This window comes from Cupriavidus sp. 22TCCZM01-5, from assembly GCF_057798915.1.
On the sequence record NZ_JBYOJR010000005.1, the window covers coordinates 199129 to 216324 of the forward strand.

Consider the following 17196-nt stretch of genomic DNA (forward strand, 5'->3'; position numbering starts at 1 on the left):
TTAAAGCAGGAAGCCGAGAGCGTTGAGGCTGTCGGTCGAGTTGATCAGGCGGACCACCTTCTGTTCGAGGCGGATGCCGGCCTGCGTGAAGCGCAGGCGGTGCGTCAGGTCCGCCGCGAACAGCGTGTGGTGCTCGCGCTTGTAGGCGACCAGGATCTGCGCTGAGCGCACCTCGATGACATCAGCCTCGCTCGACACCTCGGTGAAGCGCGATACGGTACGCACCGTGCGCGCGGCATCCACGGCCGAAACCGAGTGGCCGGACGTCAGGCGCTCGATGCGCATCGAGCGCATGCGTGCGTCGTCATAAGCGTAGTTCAGCGCGGCATCGAAATCGGCGGTCTCCGGATCGATGGGGATGACGTAGTGGCCAGTCTCGCTCCACAGGCCGGCCCATTGCTGATAGTCCTTGCGGTCCAGCAACTCGGCCTCGCGCCAGATGAATTCGGCGGCCAGTTGCAGCGAGGGCGCGACCAGGGTCAGTTCGTTGGCTTTATTCATCGCTCATCATCCTTTTCCACATCCGATAGGCTTCGCGCATGCCGCCTTCGTCGGTGGCGTGCGAGATCTTGTCGCCGTTTTCGGCAACGATTTCGCGGTTCAGGCCGCGGTTGACCAGGATCGGCACGTTCTTGCCGGCGTACGAGCCGCGCTGCACACGCTCCCAGGCTTCGGCGTCGTCCGGGCTGCCGAAGCCGAACGGGCCCTGGAAGTGCTCATGGATGCGCAGGCGCTCGCGGTTGGCGATCTCGGGGCCACCGTCCATGCCCAGCGCAACGTGGCGGATCTCGGTCTCGGTGGCCGACACCGGATGCAGCACGCGGAAGAACGCCATCGACATCGCCACGTTGGGGAACAGGTTCAGGTTGAAACCGGCGCCGTGCAGCGAGCGGACGATGCGGCGGACCTGCTCGGGCGGCATCTCCTTCGACAGCGCCTCGGTGACGTGAGCGAAGCGTTCCTGAAGTTGTTCCGTGCCATCGTCCTGGTCGAGATCCACATGCTCGGGCACCATCACCATCACGCTGTGCCCATTGCCGAGCGCATGGGTGACGGCCTTCTCGTCGGTCATGAACGACAGCATCTCGGAGGTCTCTTCATCGACCGACGACATCCACGACTTGTGCACGATCGGGAAGTGATAGCCGTCGGTGGTGTTCTCGAGCTGGATCTTCCAGTTGCCGCGGAACGTGAACTTGTGCTCGCCCTGGGTCTTGATCGGGTAGCCCGCGCCTTGCTTCATGAACAGGTCGATCCAGTGCCTGGCTTCGCCGAGGTAGTCGCTCAGCGGTTCCACGTCCTGGTTGAAGCTGGCGAACACCATGCCGGCGTAGCTATCCACGCGCAGCGAGCGCAGCGGCAGTTCGGACTTGTCGAGGATGTCCTCGTAGCCGTCCGGATAGGGCAAGGCGCGCAGCTTGCCGTCCAGGGCATAGGACCAGCTGTGGTACGGGCAGGTGAAGCCCGTGGCATTGCCTTTGGATTTCTCGCACACTGTGGCGCCGCGATGACGGCAGCGGTTCTCGAGCACGCGGATGGCGCCGGTCTTGTCGCGCACGACAATGACGGGCTGGCGGCCGATCTTCGTGGTGCGGAAGTCGCCGGGGTTGCGGATCTCGCTTTCGTGCGCGACCCAGACCCAGGTCTTGTAGAAGATGCGGTCGAGTTCAGTCTCGAACAGCGCCGGATCGTAGTACATCGAGCCGTCAACGCGGTCGTCCTGCACCAGGCGCTCAGGCTTGACCGTGAACGTCACTGGCTGGTAGTTGTCGTGGGAACACATGCTAGCTCTCCGTGAGGTCATTGGGAGGCGCCATCGGCAGCGATGGCGCGTTCGATCCGGGATGCGATGGCGCACAGTGCTTCGTCCCCGCCCTTGCGGCCCACCAGCTGCAGGCCCGCCCTGATGGCGACGCTGGCGACCGGCACGGGAAGCGTGAGCGCGGGATGGCCGCTCAGGTTGAAAGGGCGGACCAGCGACGTCAGGCCGAGGATTGGTGCCCCTGCGCGTACCGCGGCAAGCGTTGGCGGCAGTTCGGGCAGCGTGGGCAGCACGATGGCGCTCACCTTGCCGAGCACGGCGTCGACCTGCGACGTGAAGGCGCGGCGCACCGCTTCCGCCTGCCGGACATCGTCGCGGCTGACGGCACTGGCCGCCAGCAGGCGCTGCTCGACGTCGCGCTGCAGCGCGCCTGTGCCGGTCAGGTGGCCGAAGGCTGCCCAGGTCTCGAAGTTGATGACCCGCATGCCGGCGTGGTAGGCGGCAGCCATGCCATTGAGGCGTACCGGCAGGGTGTCGAAGCCGGCCTGGCGCAGCGCGCTGGCGACGGCTTCGAGGATCGCGGGATCGGCCTGCACGTCGTCCAGCAGGCCGATGCGCCAGGGCTTGCCGCTATCGCGTGCCAGCGCTGAGTCGAAGTCCGGCGCGATCACCGCCATGGCGGCCACGATGCCCTCGACCGAATCCGCGAACGGACCGACGCAATCGAGCGATGACTCGGACGGATGCGCGCCACGGCGGCTGACGCGGCCGAAGGTCGGCTTCAGTCCGGCCACACCGCAGCAGGCTGCAGGCATGCGGATCGAGCCACCGGTATCGGTACCCAGCGCGATGCGGACTTCGCCCGCGGCAACGGCGGCGGCGGAACCGCTGGACGAGCCGCCCGGAATGCGGTCCGGCGCTTGCGCATTGACCGGCGTACCGGCGAAATCGTTGATGCCCGAGATGCCGAACGCCAGTTCGTGCATCGCGGTCTTGCCGACGATCGACCAGCCAGCATCGACGAGCCGCGCGACTACGTCCGCGTGCTCGGTAGCCGGCGCGGTGTCGCTAAGTGCCCTGCTGCCCGCGATGGTCGGGTAGCCGGCAATGTCGATCGAATCCTTGATGGCGATGGCGGGCCCATCGCCACCCAGACGGAAGCGGGAGACGAAGGCGGTCATGGCCGTGTCTCCGCCAGCGTCTGGCATGACAGCCGCTCCGTCTGGAAATGCCGCATGCGTGCGGTGCCGTCGCTGTCGATGTCGAACACGACCGCCAGCCGCGCCGAGATCAGTTCGGTCTTGCCGCCGGCATAGACCGACAGTTGCTGCATGATCCAGTGGCCGCGCACCACATCGCCGTCCGCGACCATCGCCTCGCTGGTCAGGAAATGCACATTGCGCTGGAAATGCGGTACGGGTGGCAGGTACTTGCGCAGGAACCCGTCGATCGCGGCGGGGCCGGCATGGCGGCCGAAGCCGGACGCGTACTCCGCGCCCACGCCTTCCCACACCGCGTCGTCGGTGAACAGCGCCGGCAGTTCGCCATCGCGGGCTTCGGCCGGGGCCGGCACGTCGCACAGCGACATGTAGCGGGACAGCGTGCGGCGTGCCGCGCTTTCGGCCTCAAGGGCCGCGAGGCGCCGGCCGGTGTCCGCGGCGCTTGCGGGGATCTGCGCTTTCGTCATGACGTCAGGCCCGCGTCAGGCGGCTTCGGCCGGAATCTCGAGCGCGCGGCCAACGCGTGCCTCGATCTTGGCGTAGCGCCACAGGCTGTGCTCGCCGACTGGTGTCGTCCGGAACAGGTTGCAGGCCGCGACGACGGTGTCGTAGTCCTTCACATCGGCCATGATGTACACGGTCCAGGGCGACGTGGTGGACGGGCCGACCATCAGGCGATCGTCGTCGATGGCGCCGAGGATGGAGACGCCAGGCATGGCGCCCATCGACTTCATCATGGCGCTGAATCCCTTCCACACTTCGATGCCATGGCCGGTTGGCAGGTCGAAGAAATTCTGCGTGATGCCGATGCAGAAAAGGACGCGCAGGGGGCTTTGGGCAGGTTGCGGCATATTGGCTCCAGTCGGTGTCGGTGTGGGTTCGTGCGGCGCTTCAGATGTAGCCGGGCATCGGCGGCACGCCGAGGCTGACCGCGCCGGCGGCGTCATACAGGCCTTCGCCGAGGAAGGCGTGCTGCGTGACGACCATCGCGTCGCGCAAGTAGCGCTGCAGCGGGTGGCCGTCGTAGATCGCGGCGGTGCCGGCGAGCAGGTAGGCCGCCTGCACGGCGCTGGCGCCGGAGCGGGTTGCCTGCACGGCCGACAGGCGCAGCAGGCTGGTCTGTTCGGGGCTGAGGTTGTCGCCCTTGAGGATCGTGTCCCAGGCGGACTCGGTGGCGTCGTAGAAGAAGGCGCGCGCCGAGCGCAGTTCGGCTTCGGCCTTGGCGACCGAAATGCGCAGGTAGGCGCGGTCGGCCATCTTCGGTGCGCCGGTGATCCCGGTGCGGCCGCCGGCCATGCGCGACACTTCATCCAGCGCGGCGCGGGCAAGGCCCAGGTTGACCACCGCCAGTACCTGCGCGGCGTAGGCGATGGACGGATAGCGGTACAGCGGTTCATCGATGGTCGGCGGACCACCGCGCACGAAGGTCCACTCGTCGGGGACAAGGACGTCGTTGACGCGCAGGTCGTGGCTGCCGGTGCCGCGCAGGCCGATCACTTCCCAGTTCTCGACGATTTCCACGTCCTCGGGCCGCAGCACCGCGGTACGCGGCTTGCCGCCGTCGCCGGCGCCGATGCCGACGCCCAGGATGTCCGCGCCCTTGCAGCCGCTGGCGAACTTCCACAGGCCATTGACGCGGTAGCCGCCGTCCACCTTCCCGGCTGGCTGGATCGGGAACAGGCCGCCGGCAAAGGCGACGTCTGGTCCGTTGGCGTAGAGCTGTGCGAGGGTCTCGCGCGGCAGGGCGGCGAGATAGACCTGTGCCGAGCCGAAGCTGGCCACCCAGCCGGCGGAGCCGTCGGCTTCGGAAATGGTTTCGATCAGCCTGAGGAATTCCGAAGGCGAGCACGCGTCGCCGCCGAAGCAGCGCGGTACGGCGGCGCGGTAGACGCCCAGTTGCTTCAGCTGGGCTACCATATCCCGCGGCACGTACCGCTTTACATCGAATTCTTCGCGGCGGGCGCGGATTTCGGCCAGCACGCGATCGAGCTCGGCCTGGCGCGGCTCGGTCTGCGCGGCGAATGGCATGGCGACGCCGGGGTGCTGGTTGAGGAGGCTTTCCGACACAGCGGAATGCAGCATGGTTGTCTCCGGTGGATTGCGTGGGCCGGCTAAGGGACCGGCCGGGGGAGCCGGTTCTAACGGCATGGACCGTTGAAAGCAGTCTATCGACGGCCCCCGGGCGGCAACAATTGGAGCGGGGCGTGAATTGCTGCGCAGTTTCCCGGGGATGCGTAAAGGAATTACCTATACGGGTCCGGGCTCTGCCGGCGGTACGCTGCGGGTTGATTCATTCCAGCGGTATGGCTCGAGGCAACATGTATCGATTCGGACAAGACGACTTCTTTCGCATGGTCGAGGCGCTGACGTTGCGCGTGATCCTCCATGACGCCGAAACCAAATCCATCCTGTGGGCGAACCATGCCGCGCGCGAGACGCTGGGTTTCACGCTCGAGGAATTTCCGGCGCTGAAGGCGCCGGACATGACCAGCAGTGCGGAAAAGTACCGGCGCGAGGTCGGGCTCCAGTGGCTCGACGAGGCGGCCCGAACGGGCCAGAGCGTGATCGAGTGGTGCTATCGCGCCAAGAACGGCAACGAGATCCTGTCGGAAGCCATCGCCACGCGCGTGGCGCTGGAGGCGCGCGACGTGCTGATGGTGCAGTTCCGCGATATTTCGGCGGAGGAAGCGCTCAAGCGCGAACTGCGCCGCTCGGAAAGCCGGCTCAGGGCGTTCATGCAGGACCTGGCCGAAGGGGTTCTCGTGGTCGATCGCGGCGGGCACGTGGCATACGTGAGCGAATCGGCGTGCCGGATTCTCGGACGCGTCGAGGGCGACCTGCTCGGAGCGGGGCTCGACAGCCTGTGCGAAACCCCGCTCCTGGAGGTGCTCCGCGACCACGTCGCGCCCGATTCGGCGATGCGCGGCGCATTCTCCACGCGCTTCCAGGTGCGCGCGGCAACGGGCGAGTTGCGCTGGCACCAGGCTGTCACGCGCTACGTGGAAATCGAGGATGACATCAGCGGCTACCTGCTGCTCTTCCGCGACGTGACGGCGCAGGTCGAGGCCGAGGCACTGGAGCGCGAACGCGAGCGCGAGATCGAATACCTCGCGCGCTACAACGCGATGGGAGAAATGGCGATGACCATCGCGCACGAGCTGAGCCAGCCGCTAGCGGCCACGCGCAACTTCATTGAGGGCGTCTCCATGCGGTTGGCGAAGAACCAGGCCGACCCGGACTCGATCCGCTTCGGCCTGGAGGCGGCTGCACGCCAGGTTGAGCACGCGTCGCTGATCATCAAGAGTATCCGCGAGTACGTAGTCAAGCTGGAGCAGGCCGAGGCGCTGGTGGACCTGAACGACATCGTCCATGACAGCGCCTACTTCATCTCGCTGAAGTGCGAGGAGGCGGACGTCAGGCTGGAACTGGCGCTGTCGCCGCAGACGCTGCCGATCAGCTGCGAGAAGGTGCTGATCGGCCAGGTGATCCTGAATATCGCGTTCAACGCGATCGAGGAAATGGCGGCGCTGCCACCCGACCGGCGCACGCTGCGCATCGAAACCTGCACGACAGGCGACCAGGGTGACAAGGCCATGCTGATCGTGCACGACCTCGGGCGCGGCCTGCCGCAGGCGGCGAGCCAGCGGATCTTCGACGGCTTCTTCTCTGGCAAGCCGGCCGGCAACGGCATCGGGCTGGCGCTCTGCAAGAGCATTGTGTCGCGGCATCGGGGCGACATCTGGGCTGAGAATCGCGCACCGTTCGGCACGTCGTTCGCGTTCTCGGTACCGTTGTGCGCGGAGCAGGCGGCCAGCTAGCCTTGCCGGCTGGCGCGCTAGCCTGGCGCGCCGCTCTTCGACGACGCCCAGACCTCCATTACGTCCCGCACCAGCGTGGCCGTGCTCACCACGCCGAGCTTCTCGCGAATCTTGGTACGGTGGACGTCAACGGTCTTCACGCTGATGTGCAGTTCGTCGGCAATGACCTTGCTTGCCTTGCCGTCCAGCACGCGGCACAGGATCTCCTGCTCGCGCGTGGTCAGCTTGTCCAGCTTTGCGCGGATCTTCTGGCGCTGCTCGGCGCTGTCGTGCATCTGCACGGCCTGCTTCAGTGCGGCCTGGATCCTCTCGAGCATCTGCTGCGGGTTGTAGGGCTTCTCGACGAAGTCGATGGCTCCGTTCTGCAGCGCCTTCACCGACATGGGGATGTCGCCGTGCGCCGAGACGAAGATGATCGGCAGCGTAGCGCCTCTGTCGTTAAGGATCTGCTGGAGCTGGAAGCCGCCGGTCTCGGGCATGCGCACGTCGAGTACCAGGCAGGCGGGCCGCTTCGGATCGTAGGCGGCCAGGAATTCCCGCGCGCCGGCAAAGCACTCGGCCTGGACGGACACTGTCTCGAGGAGCCAGGCCAGGGAGGTGCGAAGGTCTTTGTCATCGTCGACGATGTAGACGATAGCCGATGAAGCGGTCATGGCGGAGGCGCTCTTTGTGGCAAATGCTGAATATTTCCGCCCGGTGTGCATCTGTTGTGCGTTCTGCCCGGCGGGTGCTTGTGGTTTGAAGCGTACACCAGGTACTACCGGGTCCACGATAAAGAAAACACGTAGAAGGTGGCGCACAACCCTGTGAATCAGGGTAGATCCTATGAATAGCGGGTGGAGGGGGCATTGCCCTACGCTTTCGTACAAGCCGGCAACGAGGTCGGCAACCAGGCCGACCGCGCCCCCTAGCGAGACCACCCGATGAACGCCGTCAATCAAACCGAATTCCGCCAGGCCATGGCGCACTTGCCCGCAGGGGTCAATATCGTCACCACGCAAGGTGACGCGGGCCGGTGCGGCATCACCGCCAGCGCCGTGTGCTCGGTGACCGACTCGCCGCCGACGATCCTGGTCTGCGTCAACCGCGGCAGTGCGTCGCACGGCATTTTCCAGCGCAATGGCCGCCTCTGCGTCAATGTGTTGAGCAGCGAGCAGGAGGAACTTGCCAGGCACTTTTCCGGCATGACCAAGGTGCCGATGGAGGACCGCTTCGCCTGGGATATCTGGGACCACTGCGATGCCGACCAGCCGGCCCTGCGCGACGCCATCGTCAAGCTGCAAGGCACCATAAGCGACTGCAAGGAGGTGGGATCGCACTCGGTCGTCTTCGTCACGCTCGACCGCATCGCGGTGAACGAGGAGGGGGGCGGTCTGGTGTATTTCAACCGCGACTTCCACCGGGTCCAGCGTTCGCGATAGCGTCCGCCGCCCGCGCTTGCGCCGAAATAAGCGCCCAGGCACATGGGCGCATTTCTTTACAGGAGTGCCCCACGCGGGTGGCTCGGTCATGAGCCCTTTCAGGGCGACCTAAAGGAAATACCTACACACCCCCGTCGGAATCCTCAGTCGAGCCCGAACGCGACCCAATATCGCCCGCTCGCGGTACGTCATACCCTGCACTGGGATTCCAACCGTAGACAACGGAAGTCCAGAACTACCGAACCGCAGAAGGAGAGACGCAGTGCCAGTCATGCAGATTTACCTGATCGAGGGCCGTACGCAGCAGCAGAAGGAGGCCTTCATCACCGAGGTTACCGACGCCGCTGTCAATTCGCTGGGCGTGGACCGCTCCTCGGTCCGGGTGATGTTCCTCGACGTGCCCAGGACCGACTACGCCATCGGCGGCCAGACCGCCAAGGCGCTGGGGCGCTAGGCGCCCTGACACAGCGCGACACTGAACCGCACAGCACAGCGGTCTGACAGAGGCATCAGCCCACCGCAGTCGTCGCGCCGGCCATCCACAGAAGAGAAAGGAGACAATCATGAGACCAGATCGCGATCTGATGATCGATGCCATGCCAGCCCCGGCCGTATCGCCGCCCCAGGCGGGCGAGCACTTTGCCGACGTCCATGCCGCGGACGCCGCGGCGGACGAAGCCGTCGTCGGGAAGATCTACCGGCGGCTGATCGGCTTCCTGTTCGTGCTGTTCGTGTTCTCGTTCCTCGACCGCATCAACATCGGGTTCGCGGGACTGACCATGGGGCGCGACCTCGGCCTGTCGGCCACGGCCTTCGGCCTGGCGTCCACCGTGTTCTACGGCGCCTACATCCTGTTCGGGATTCCGAGCAACATCATGCTCGGCAAGCTCGGCGCGCGCCGCTGGATCGCCAGCATCATGGTGGCGTGGGGGCTCGCCTCCACGGCGACGATGTTCGCGTGGGATGCCAACAGCCTCTACGTGCTGCGCGTCCTGGTCGGCATCACCGAGGCAGGCTTCCTGCCCGGCGTGCTGCTGTACATGACGTTCTGGTTCCCCGCGGCGCACCGCGCGCGTGCCAACGCCTTCTTCATGATCGCGATGCCGGTCACGTCGGCAGTCGGCGCCATCGTTTCTGGCTACCTGCTGAAGCTCGACGGCTTGCACGGGCTGCACGGCTGGCAATGGCTGTTCATGCTGGAAGGGCTGCCTTCGGCACTGCTTGGCATCGCGGTCTGGCTATATCTGGATGACACACCCGCAAAGGCGAAGTGGCTGACGCCCGCCGAGCGCGCGCGGCTGGCAGCGATGATGGAAAGGGATACCGCCGGCAGCCCGGTCCGGAAGGTGGAGGGGAATGAGGTGTCGTTGGCGCAGGCACTGTTCTCGCTGCCAGTGATGAAACTGGCCGTTGCCTACTTCCTGCTGGTCAACACGCTAGGGATGATCAGCACCTGGGTACCGCAGATCGTCAAGAGCTTTAACCAGGGCAGCAGCGATCTCGCCATCGGCATGCTGACCGCCGTGCCGCACGTTGTCACCATCGCCGCGATGGTCGTGTGGGGCCGCCGTTCCGACAAGCACCAGGAGCGCCGCTGGCACGTCGCGCTGCCGATGCTGTTCGCCGGCGCCGGCTGGGCACTCACATCGTTTGCCGCCGACCCGCTGGTCAAGCTTGCCGGCCTGTGCGCGGCGTCGGCCGGTGCCTATGCGGCCATGACGATTTTCTGGACGCTGCCCGACCTCGCGCTGTCCGCGAATCACCGCGCCATCGGGATTGCGTTCATCAACGCCGCCGGTATCGTCGGCGCGGCGCTGAACGCAGTGATCGTCGGGTACTTGCGTGATGTCACCAGCAGTTTCACGTCGGGGCTGCTGTACGCGGCAGCGGTACTCGTGCTCGGCGCATTCGTGGTGATCTCGTTCGCACGCGCAGGCTCGGCCGGGACGCGCGCCGCCTGAATCCGATAGTTCATGCCCATCAGGTGCCAGCCGTGCTACCGCGCGGGGGCGCTCCACCTTGTCTTGTCTTTCAAGTGCCGGTGTGAATGCCGGACAGATCAGGGGTTGAAATGCAGATCCAGCAACTGTTTGCAAATATCCGTACCCAGATGTTCATCGACGGGCAACCGGTCAGCGCACAAAGCGGCAAGACCTTCGCTGTCTACGATCCTTCGTCGGGCGAGGAAATCGCGCAGGTGGCCGATGGCGACAGCGAAGACGTCGCTGCGGCGGTTGGCGCGGCCAGGCGCGCTTTCGAGTCGGACGCGTGGCGGCGCATGCCCCCGGCCCAGCGCGAGCATCTGCTGCTGAAGCTCGCCGACCTCGTGGAAGCGCACTGCGACGAACTCGCCGCGCTGGAAACCCTGAACCAGGGGAAGCTGTTCGGTTTCTCAAAGATGCTGGAAGTGGGTGGCAGTGCGCAGTGGCTGCGCTATATGGCCGGCTGGGCGACCAAGATCGAGGGCAGCACCATCGACTTGTCGCTGGCATTTCCGCCGGGCGTGCGCTACCAGGCGTCCACGCGCCGCGTGCCGGCTGGCGTCGTCGCCGCGATCGTGCCGTGGAATTTTCCGCTGCTGATGGCGGTGTGGAAGATTGCGCCGGCCCTGGCCTGTGGTTGCACTGTCGTGCTCAAGCCCGCCGAGGAAACGCCGCTGACGGCCATCCGCCTCGCCGAGCTGGCGCACGAAGCCGGCTTCCCGAAAGGCGTGCTGAACGTGGTGACCGGCCGTGGCGAGACCGCCGGCGCGGCGCTGGTGCGCCACCCGGACGTGAGCAAGGTCACCTTCACCGGCTCGACCGAGGTCGGCCGCATCATAGGTGCGCAGTGCGGGCAGGATATCAAGCGCGTATCGCTCGAACTCGGTGGCAAGAGTCCCGTCATCGTGCTCGATGACTGCGATCCGCGCAAGGCGATCGAGGGCGCGGCCAACGCCATCTTCTTCAACCACGGCCAGGTGTGCACCGCCGGCTCGCGCCTGTATGTGCCCAGCGCGAAGTTCAGCGAGATCGTCGGCGGCATCGCGGCGGTGGCTGACAGCCTCGTGCTCGGCTCCGGTTTCGACGAGCGCACGCAGATGGGGCCGCTGGTGTCGGCCCGCCATCGCGACAGGGTCGTTGGCATGATTGCCGAAGGCCGCGCTCAGGGTGGCGAAATCGTCTCGGGCGGCGGCGCCGTGCCGGGCGATGGCTACTTCGTCAAGCCGACGGTGGTGGCGAACGAGCACTGCAAGCCGCTGTCGCTGGTTCGCGACGAGGTCTTCGGTCCGGTGCTGGTGGCCATGCCGTACGACGACCTGGACGAAGTGATCGCGGCCGCCAACTCCAGCGAGTACGGCCTGGGCGCCAGCGTCTGGACGAACCAGCTCGACAAGGCGCTGCAGGTGGTCGACCGTATCGAAGCCGGAACCGTGTGGGTCAACTCGCACAACATGGTCGATCCGGCCATGCCGTTCGGCGGCTTCAAATCGTCGGGCGTCGGCCGCGAGCACGGCAAGGCGATCATCGATGCCTACACCGAGACGAAGTCCGTCTGCTTCGCGTACTGAGCCAGCCGCCGGCAGCCGCGCCATGACCACCACAGACTTCACCACCGAGGGCAGTGTCCGCGCGGTGCCGGGTTCATGGCCGCCCGGGGAACGACCTACCTCGGCTGGGTCCATGAAAAGAAGGAAACGGAGACGGCGAGGAACCTTACGCCCGTGCTGATCGAATACGCGTGCGCGGCTGTCGAGGCATATCTGGGGGGAAGGGAACGTTGAAACCGGCCTGAAAGGCAACCGGAAAGCCGGTGCGCGGTGGTCGCGGACTCACGTGGCGACGCGCACCGTCCTTTTTTCGCGCAGGGTTTCCGAGGGCAGTTCGCCGAACATGGCGTGGTAGGACTGGGCGAAGCGGCTCATGTGCCAGAAGCCCCAGCGCGCCGCCACGCTCTGAACGTTGCTGGCTTCTTCCTTGCGCAACTCGCGCCGCACGCCGTTCAGGCGCACCGTGCGCAGGTATTGCGCGGGGCTCTGCGCCAGGACCTCGTTGAAGCAATACTCCAGGTTGCGTCGGCTCACGGCAGCGGCCCGGCACAGATCGGCAATCGTGAGCGGCTCGCCGATATTGGCCATGACATAGTTCTTCGTGCGCTCGACGATGGCGCGCCGCGCACTGTACGACGCCGGCACCGGCGGCAGCTCTTCCGATGTGGCGAGCAGCATTGAGACGTTGTCCAGCAGCGAGCTCTGCAGGTTCCGCTGGATCGCCTCGTCTTCCAGCAGCACGGGATCGCCGGCCAGCGTGGCGAGCATGGACACGATCAGCAGACGCATGCGGCCGATGGCGCCGCGCTCGGCTGGCACCAAGTGCTTGCCCGTCAGCCGATGCACGACATCGTCGCGCGATGTGCTTTCCAGGTGCTCTGCAAGTACGCCCGTATCAAAGGAGACCCCGGCAAGACGCAGTTCCCGCGGGGTCCGGCAATCGAGGCTGTCGCCGTAAGCGAACATCAGCAGGGAATCGTCGGTGAGCGGGTGCCCGTGAAACGAGCCGGAGCCGCTCATGTCGTAGGGAATCGTGAAATTCCGCGTGCCTGGGATGCCATCGCCGGTCATATGGACGGACTGGTTGGAGCGCTCCCCGTAGATCTGCGTATCGAGGAAGCGGATCTCCGTCACGGCGCCGTCGAACCTGCCTGCGCTCAACTGCTCGTAGTGCTGGCCCCACTCCGCAAGGCCTGAGGCCTGCTCATGCACGTCATTGGTGACGACCGAGCGGATGGTCGCATGGGTGCTCATGCCGTTGCGCTCAGCGCGTATCTCTTCAAATCGGTGGTTCATGTTTTTCCGCGCATTGGATGCGCTTGCAAACGGCCCATCATGACGACTTTATACGTAGCAAATGCAGTGCCAGCAATCCGGGAAAGACCCATGCAACAGAAATCAAGGCAACGCGTTGCATTTCGCGCCACAGCGCCTGCGAAGCGTGCGGCACGCCTGCGCAGGACGCACGCAAACAGTGCGCGCAGAAATGCGGAAAACGGATAACGATGCGATAGCGCCATCCATAGACTTGTGATGACGAAACAGAAGTCGGCATTGCACCTGAATGCATCAGCACAGCACAGCACAGCAGAGCCGATCCGTGGAGCCCCAACTTGAAGACCCGTACTACCAGTCCCATCCGGCGCGTGTGCCAGGCTCTCATGGGGTGTGCGTGCGCAGCCATCGTGATGTCCGCGCACGCTGAGCCCGAGACGCTGACCACAGAGGTCCTTGCGCCCGGCAACCCGTACCGCCTGTATCTGCAGGACGCTGCTTTGTCCCATCTCGCGGATTCGCGCCTCGTTATCGTGGACGGCGACAAGATGCGCGTGCTGAGCGTGTTCGCCACCGGCGGCATGGGGCTGACCACCCTGTCGCCGGATCGCAGCGAGATCTATATCGCCACGCAGTACTACTCGAAGCTCAACCGCGGGGACCGTCTCGACCAGGTCGAGGTCCTCGACGCGCTGACCCTGAAGCGCAAGGCCGAGATCCCCATCCCGCCCAAGCATGCGCAGTCGCTGCCATATCGCGACCTGATGCACGCCACTTCGGACGGCCACTTTGTCCTGGTGCAGAACGCGACCCCGGCGACCTCGGTCTCGGTCGTCGACGTGCGCAACCACACCTTCATCGGCGAGGTGCCTACGCCGGGCTGCTGGTCGATCGCGCCGTCGATGAGCGCACCCAACCGCTTCTCGACACTGTGCGGCGACGGCACACTGCTGACCGTCACGCTCGACGCCGAAGGCAAGGCGGTATCGCAGCAGAAAAGCAGGAAGTTCTTCGATCCCGACAAGGATCCGGTCTTCATTTCCAGTGCGAATACCGGCGACCAGTACTACTTCGTCAGCTATCACGGCGTTGTCCACCCGGTAAATCTCGCGGGTGAGGTCGCCACGTTCGGCGAGCCGTGGAATCTTGTGACGAAGCCGGCCGACGTGAAGGGTGGCTGGCGCCCGGGCGGCTACCACCCGATGGCGCTGCACGCAGGATCCGGCCGTCTCTACGTCGCCATGCATCCGAAGGGCGCGAATGGCACGCAGAAGAGTCCGGCGAAGGAGATCTGGGTATACGACTTGTCAGCGCTAAAGCTGGTCAGTCGCCTGCCAGGCAATAACGCGATGGCGCTGGCAGTCAGCCGGGGTGAGCGGCCGAGGCTGTTCGTGCTGGACGGTGCCAGGGCCGGCGTGGTGAGCCTCGATCCGAGCGGGCGCGGCAAGCCGCTGGCCCGCATGGACGGGCTGGTCGAAGTTCCGGTGAGCCTGGGGGTCCAATGAGCCTCGACCTGATCTGCGATCCGGTGGCGCACGGCGTGGGACGCACGTTCCTGGCCCTGCTGTTCCTCGTCGGCGCCACGTTGAAGGCGATGGCATTCGAGGCGTTCACCGGCACGCTCGCCGCCTATCGCCTGATTCCCGATCCCGCCGTCAAAGCCGCCGCCATGCTGGTGGTTGCCCTCGAAGCGGTCAGCGGCGTGCTCTCGCTGCAACTGCTGTCCGTAAGCGGGGGCGCCTGGGTGCCGGTCGGCTTCCTCGGCATCGTCACGCTGGCGGTCGGCATCAACCTCGCGCGCGGCAATGTCGATATCGACTGCGGCTGCGGCGGGGCGCAGGGGGCTTCGCGCCTGTCCTGGCCGATCCTGGCGCGCAACACAGTGCTGATCCTGGTTGCCGCCGGCCTGACCGCTGTGCCCGCCGGGCGTGCGCTGTCCCTGTTCGACTACCTCTCCATTGCGGGGGGTGCCATGAGCCTTCTGGGCGTCCACGTGGCCTTCACCCAACTCATCGCCAACAGTCCCAACAGTCCCAACAGTCCCAACAGTCCTGTATCCAACACCGCGAGGCAACACCCATGAGCGATTCACTCCTCATTTCACACGTCTTACTCTGGATCCTGCTCCTGGCAGTGCTGGCCATCTGCGTTGCGCTCACGCGGCAGATCGGCGTGCTCTACGAGCGCGTGGCGCCCATGGGGGCGCTGATGATGGATGACGGTCCCAAGGTCGGCGACCGCGCCCCGGCGAATGTGTACCGCACGCTGGCTGGCGAGGACCTGCAGATCGGCTCGCCGTTCGGGCAGGCCGGCAAATCGGCCACGCTGCTGTTCTTCGTCTCGCCGACCTGTCCGGTCTGCAAGAAGCTGCTGCCCATCGTGAAGCGCATCGCCCAGCGGGAAAGCGGCTGGCTGCGCGTGGTGCTGGCCTCGGACGGCGAGCAGCCGGAACACCTCGAGTTTGTCCGGCGCGCAGGCCTGCAGGCGTTCCCATATGTACTGTCGCACGAACTGGGCATGACCTGGCGCGTCTCGAAGTTGCCCTACGCCGTGCTGATCGGCGAGGCCGGCACCGTGCAGGCCAAGGGCCTGGTGAACTCGCGGGAACAGTTCGAGAGCCTCTTTACCGCGCGTGAACTTGGCGTGGCATCGGTGCAGGACTTCCTGACGGTCCGGGAACCGGCGCACGAACACGTGCACGCGGTGGGGGCGCACTGACATGAACGTGTTCGACCGGCTCTTCGAAAATCTCTCGCGTGGCGTCGCGCACCGGACTTCCCGGCGTTCCGCCCTCACGAGGCTGGGCAAGCTTGCGCTCGGCTCGGCGATCACGCTGCCCGTCCTGCCCTTTGACCGTACTAACGCCCATGCGGCTGGCCACGGCGGCGGCGCCAAAGGCAGCGTGCAGGACGACACCGCCTGCGAGTACTGGCGCTACTGCGCCATTGACGGCTTTCTCTGCACCTGCTGCGGCGGCACCATCAATTCCTGCCCGCCTGGCACGGAGGCGTCGAAGGTGGCATGGATCGGCACCTGCCACAACCCGAAGGACGGCAAGGACTACCTGATCAGCTACAACGACTGCTGCGGCAGCACGCCCTGCGGCCGTTGCGCGTGCAACAACAACATCGGCGACAAGCCCGGGTACCGCATGGGCGAGCACAACGACGTGAACTGGTGCATGGCGCATACCAACAGCACCTCGTACCACTGCACGGTGGTGGTATCGATGGGCGTGGCGGAGGCGAGGTAAATGTCGATGAAGCCGACTTCTTTGCTGCTCGCGCTGGCCTTCGCGTTGCCCGGCGCGGCTTCCGTCCACGCCGAGAGCGCGGGGGAAACCGTATTCAAGTCCGCCTGCATGGCCTGCCACGGCGAACGTGGCGCGGGCATCCCGGGCCTGGCGCCGCCACTGGCAGGCAGCCTGGACAAGCAGCTTGGCGGGGCGCAGGGCAAGGATTACCTGACGCACCTGCTCCTGTCGGGCATGTCCGGCACGCTGCGCGTGGACGGGCAGGTTTACAACGGCATCATGCCGCCGCAAGGCGCGATGTCGGACGCCGAGCTGGCCGCGGTCATGACCTACCTGTCTGGCGAACTGAACCCGGGCGCGGCGGGATTTGCGGTGGAGGCGGCTGACGTGTCCAAGGCACGCACGAGCCCGATGAAGCCCGCACAGGTCTACGGGCTGCGCAAGACGCTGCTCGGGGAGTAGCGATGCGTTTCCCTTGGCCTCTTCTGCTCGCGGCGACAACGCTTGTCCCGCTTGCCGCCTTTGGCGCCGAGTTCGGCAAGCAGAACTACATGCTGCGCTGCGCCGGTTGCCATCTGACGGACGGCGCGGGCAACGAGGCAAGCGGGATACCGGACCTGCGCGGGTCGATCGGCAAGTTCCTCCATACGCCGCAAGGGCGGGCGTTCCTCGTGCAGGTGCCGGGGACGGCCAACGCGCCGCTCTCGGACCAGGAGGTGACCGAGGTACTGGCGTGGATGCTCGACAACTTCAGCAAGACAGAGATGCCACAGGGCGCGGCGCCATACACGGCAGGCGAAGTCCACCGGCTGCGCGCAGCGGCGCCGGTCGACATCCCGAGGGCACGCGAGCGGGTCATCCAGGGATTGCGGGACGCGGGTCAGGACGTCAGGTGATCGCCATTCGGCAAACGGAGTT

Annotated in this window: 19 protein-coding genes; 11 read left to right on the forward strand and 8 right to left on the reverse strand. The window is 65.8% G+C overall.

All coding sequences use genetic code 11. The features are described 5' to 3' along the window. From AC3FNH_RS07280 to AC3FNH_RS07305, 6 genes are read right to left on the reverse strand one after another with little or no spacing between them, the layout of a single operon-like run. Positions 1-501, reverse strand: coding sequence for an aromatic-ring-hydroxylating dioxygenase subunit beta (locus tag AC3FNH_RS07280; RefSeq protein ID WP_488719553.1), 501 nt, complete (start codon positions 499-501; stop codon positions 1-3). Further along, a complete protein-coding gene (locus tag AC3FNH_RS07285; RefSeq protein ID WP_276101446.1) occupies positions 494-1783 on the reverse strand; it encodes an aromatic ring-hydroxylating oxygenase subunit alpha in 1290 nt (429 codons plus the stop codon). The genes AC3FNH_RS07280 and AC3FNH_RS07285 overlap by 8 nt, the downstream gene beginning before the upstream one ends. A gap of 17 nt (positions 1784-1800) precedes the next feature. Next, complete coding sequence (locus AC3FNH_RS07290; RefSeq protein WP_488719554.1) at positions 1801-2943, reverse strand: amidase; 1143 nt, start codon at positions 2941-2943, stop codon at positions 1801-1803. Beyond that, a complete protein-coding gene (locus AC3FNH_RS07295) occupies positions 2940-3449 on the reverse strand; it encodes a nuclear transport factor 2 family protein (RefSeq protein ID WP_488719555.1) in 510 nt (169 codons plus the stop codon). Before AC3FNH_RS07295 ends, AC3FNH_RS07290 begins: the two co-directional genes overlap by 4 nt. 15 nt (positions 3450-3464) lie before the next feature. Next, positions 3465-3833 (reverse strand): hypothetical protein, encoded by a 369-nt coding sequence (locus AC3FNH_RS07300; RefSeq protein WP_276101449.1) that lies wholly within the window; start codon positions 3831-3833, stop codon positions 3465-3467. A gap of 40 nt (positions 3834-3873) precedes the next feature. Further along, positions 3874-5064: an acyl-CoA dehydrogenase family protein gene (locus AC3FNH_RS07305; RefSeq protein WP_488719556.1), complete on the reverse strand. Its 1191-nt coding sequence runs from the start codon at positions 5062-5064 to the stop codon at positions 3874-3876. 236 nt (positions 5065-5300) lie between these two features. Here AC3FNH_RS07305 and AC3FNH_RS07310 point away from each other — a divergent pair, with 236 nt between their 5' ends. After that, positions 5301-6800 (forward strand): sensor histidine kinase, encoded by a 1500-nt coding sequence (locus AC3FNH_RS07310; RefSeq protein ID WP_488719557.1) that lies wholly within the window; start codon positions 5301-5303, stop codon positions 6798-6800. A 17-nt stretch (positions 6801-6817) separates the two neighbouring features. Here the strand turns inward: AC3FNH_RS07310 and AC3FNH_RS07315 are convergent, their stop codons facing one another. Continuing rightward, positions 6818-7453 carry a response regulator transcription factor gene (locus AC3FNH_RS07315; protein WP_488719558.1) on the reverse strand — a complete coding sequence of 212 codons (636 nt, stop codon included), beginning with the start codon at positions 7451-7453 and terminating at the stop codon, positions 6818-6820. 270 nt (positions 7454-7723) lie between these two features. Here AC3FNH_RS07315 and hpaC point away from each other — a divergent pair, with 270 nt between their 5' ends. The 4 genes from hpaC to styD all read left to right on the forward strand — a co-directional run bounded on the left by hpaC (position 7724) and on the right by styD (position 11771). Further along, positions 7724-8221: a 4-hydroxyphenylacetate 3-monooxygenase, reductase component gene (gene hpaC, locus AC3FNH_RS07320; protein ID WP_276101452.1), complete on the forward strand. Its 498-nt coding sequence runs from the start codon at positions 7724-7726 to the stop codon at positions 8219-8221. A gap of 205 nt (positions 8222-8426) precedes the next feature. Next, the gene (locus AC3FNH_RS07325) at positions 8427-8675 is read left to right on the forward strand and encodes a tautomerase family protein (RefSeq protein WP_488719612.1); all 249 of its coding nucleotides are present in this window, start codon (positions 8427-8429) and stop codon (positions 8673-8675) included. 109 nt (positions 8676-8784) lie between these two features. Next, positions 8785-10182, forward strand: coding sequence for an MFS transporter (locus AC3FNH_RS07330; protein WP_488719559.1), 1398 nt, complete (start codon positions 8785-8787; stop codon positions 10180-10182). Positions 10183-10292: 110 nt separating this feature from the next. Further along, positions 10293-11771, forward strand: coding sequence for a phenylacetaldehyde dehydrogenase StyD (gene styD, locus AC3FNH_RS07335; RefSeq protein ID WP_488719560.1), 1479 nt, complete (start codon positions 10293-10295; stop codon positions 11769-11771). Between the two features lie 261 nt (positions 11772-12032). Here styD and AC3FNH_RS07340 read toward each other — a convergent pair whose 3' ends face one another. Then, entirely contained in the window at positions 12033-13046 is a 1014-nt protein-coding gene (locus tag AC3FNH_RS07340; protein WP_488719561.1) for a helix-turn-helix domain-containing protein, read from the reverse strand. Between the two features lie 392 nt (positions 13047-13438). Between AC3FNH_RS07340 and AC3FNH_RS07345 the strand changes: the two genes are divergently transcribed. Genes AC3FNH_RS07345 through AC3FNH_RS07370 form a run of 6 tightly spaced genes read left to right on the forward strand, consistent with a single transcriptional unit; the run spans position 13439 to position 17174 of the window. Then, entirely contained in the window at positions 13439-14530 is a 1092-nt protein-coding gene (locus AC3FNH_RS07345; protein WP_488719562.1) for an amine dehydrogenase large subunit, read from the forward strand. Then, positions 14527-15108, forward strand: coding sequence for a MauE/DoxX family redox-associated membrane protein (locus tag AC3FNH_RS07350; RefSeq protein ID WP_488719563.1), 582 nt, complete (start codon positions 14527-14529; stop codon positions 15106-15108). The genes AC3FNH_RS07345 and AC3FNH_RS07350 overlap by 4 nt, the downstream gene beginning before the upstream one ends. Continuing rightward, a complete protein-coding gene (gene mauD, locus AC3FNH_RS07355) occupies positions 15105-15743 on the forward strand; it encodes a methylamine dehydrogenase accessory protein MauD (protein ID WP_488719564.1) in 639 nt (212 codons plus the stop codon). Before AC3FNH_RS07350 ends, mauD begins: the two co-directional genes overlap by 4 nt. Position 15744: 1 nt before the next feature. Further along, complete coding sequence (locus AC3FNH_RS07360; protein ID WP_488719565.1) at positions 15745-16278, forward strand: methylamine dehydrogenase light chain; 534 nt, start codon at positions 15745-15747, stop codon at positions 16276-16278. Positions 16279-16284: 6 nt separating this feature from the next. Beyond that, positions 16285-16740 carry a c-type cytochrome gene (locus AC3FNH_RS07365; protein WP_276101464.1) on the forward strand — a complete coding sequence of 152 codons (456 nt, stop codon included), beginning with the start codon at positions 16285-16287 and terminating at the stop codon, positions 16738-16740. Positions 16741-16742: 2 nt separating this feature from the next. Beyond that, the gene (locus AC3FNH_RS07370; RefSeq protein ID WP_276101465.1) at positions 16743-17174 is read left to right on the forward strand and encodes a c-type cytochrome; all 432 of its coding nucleotides are present in this window, start codon (positions 16743-16745) and stop codon (positions 17172-17174) included. The last annotated feature ends 22 nt before the right edge of the window (positions 17175-17196 follow it).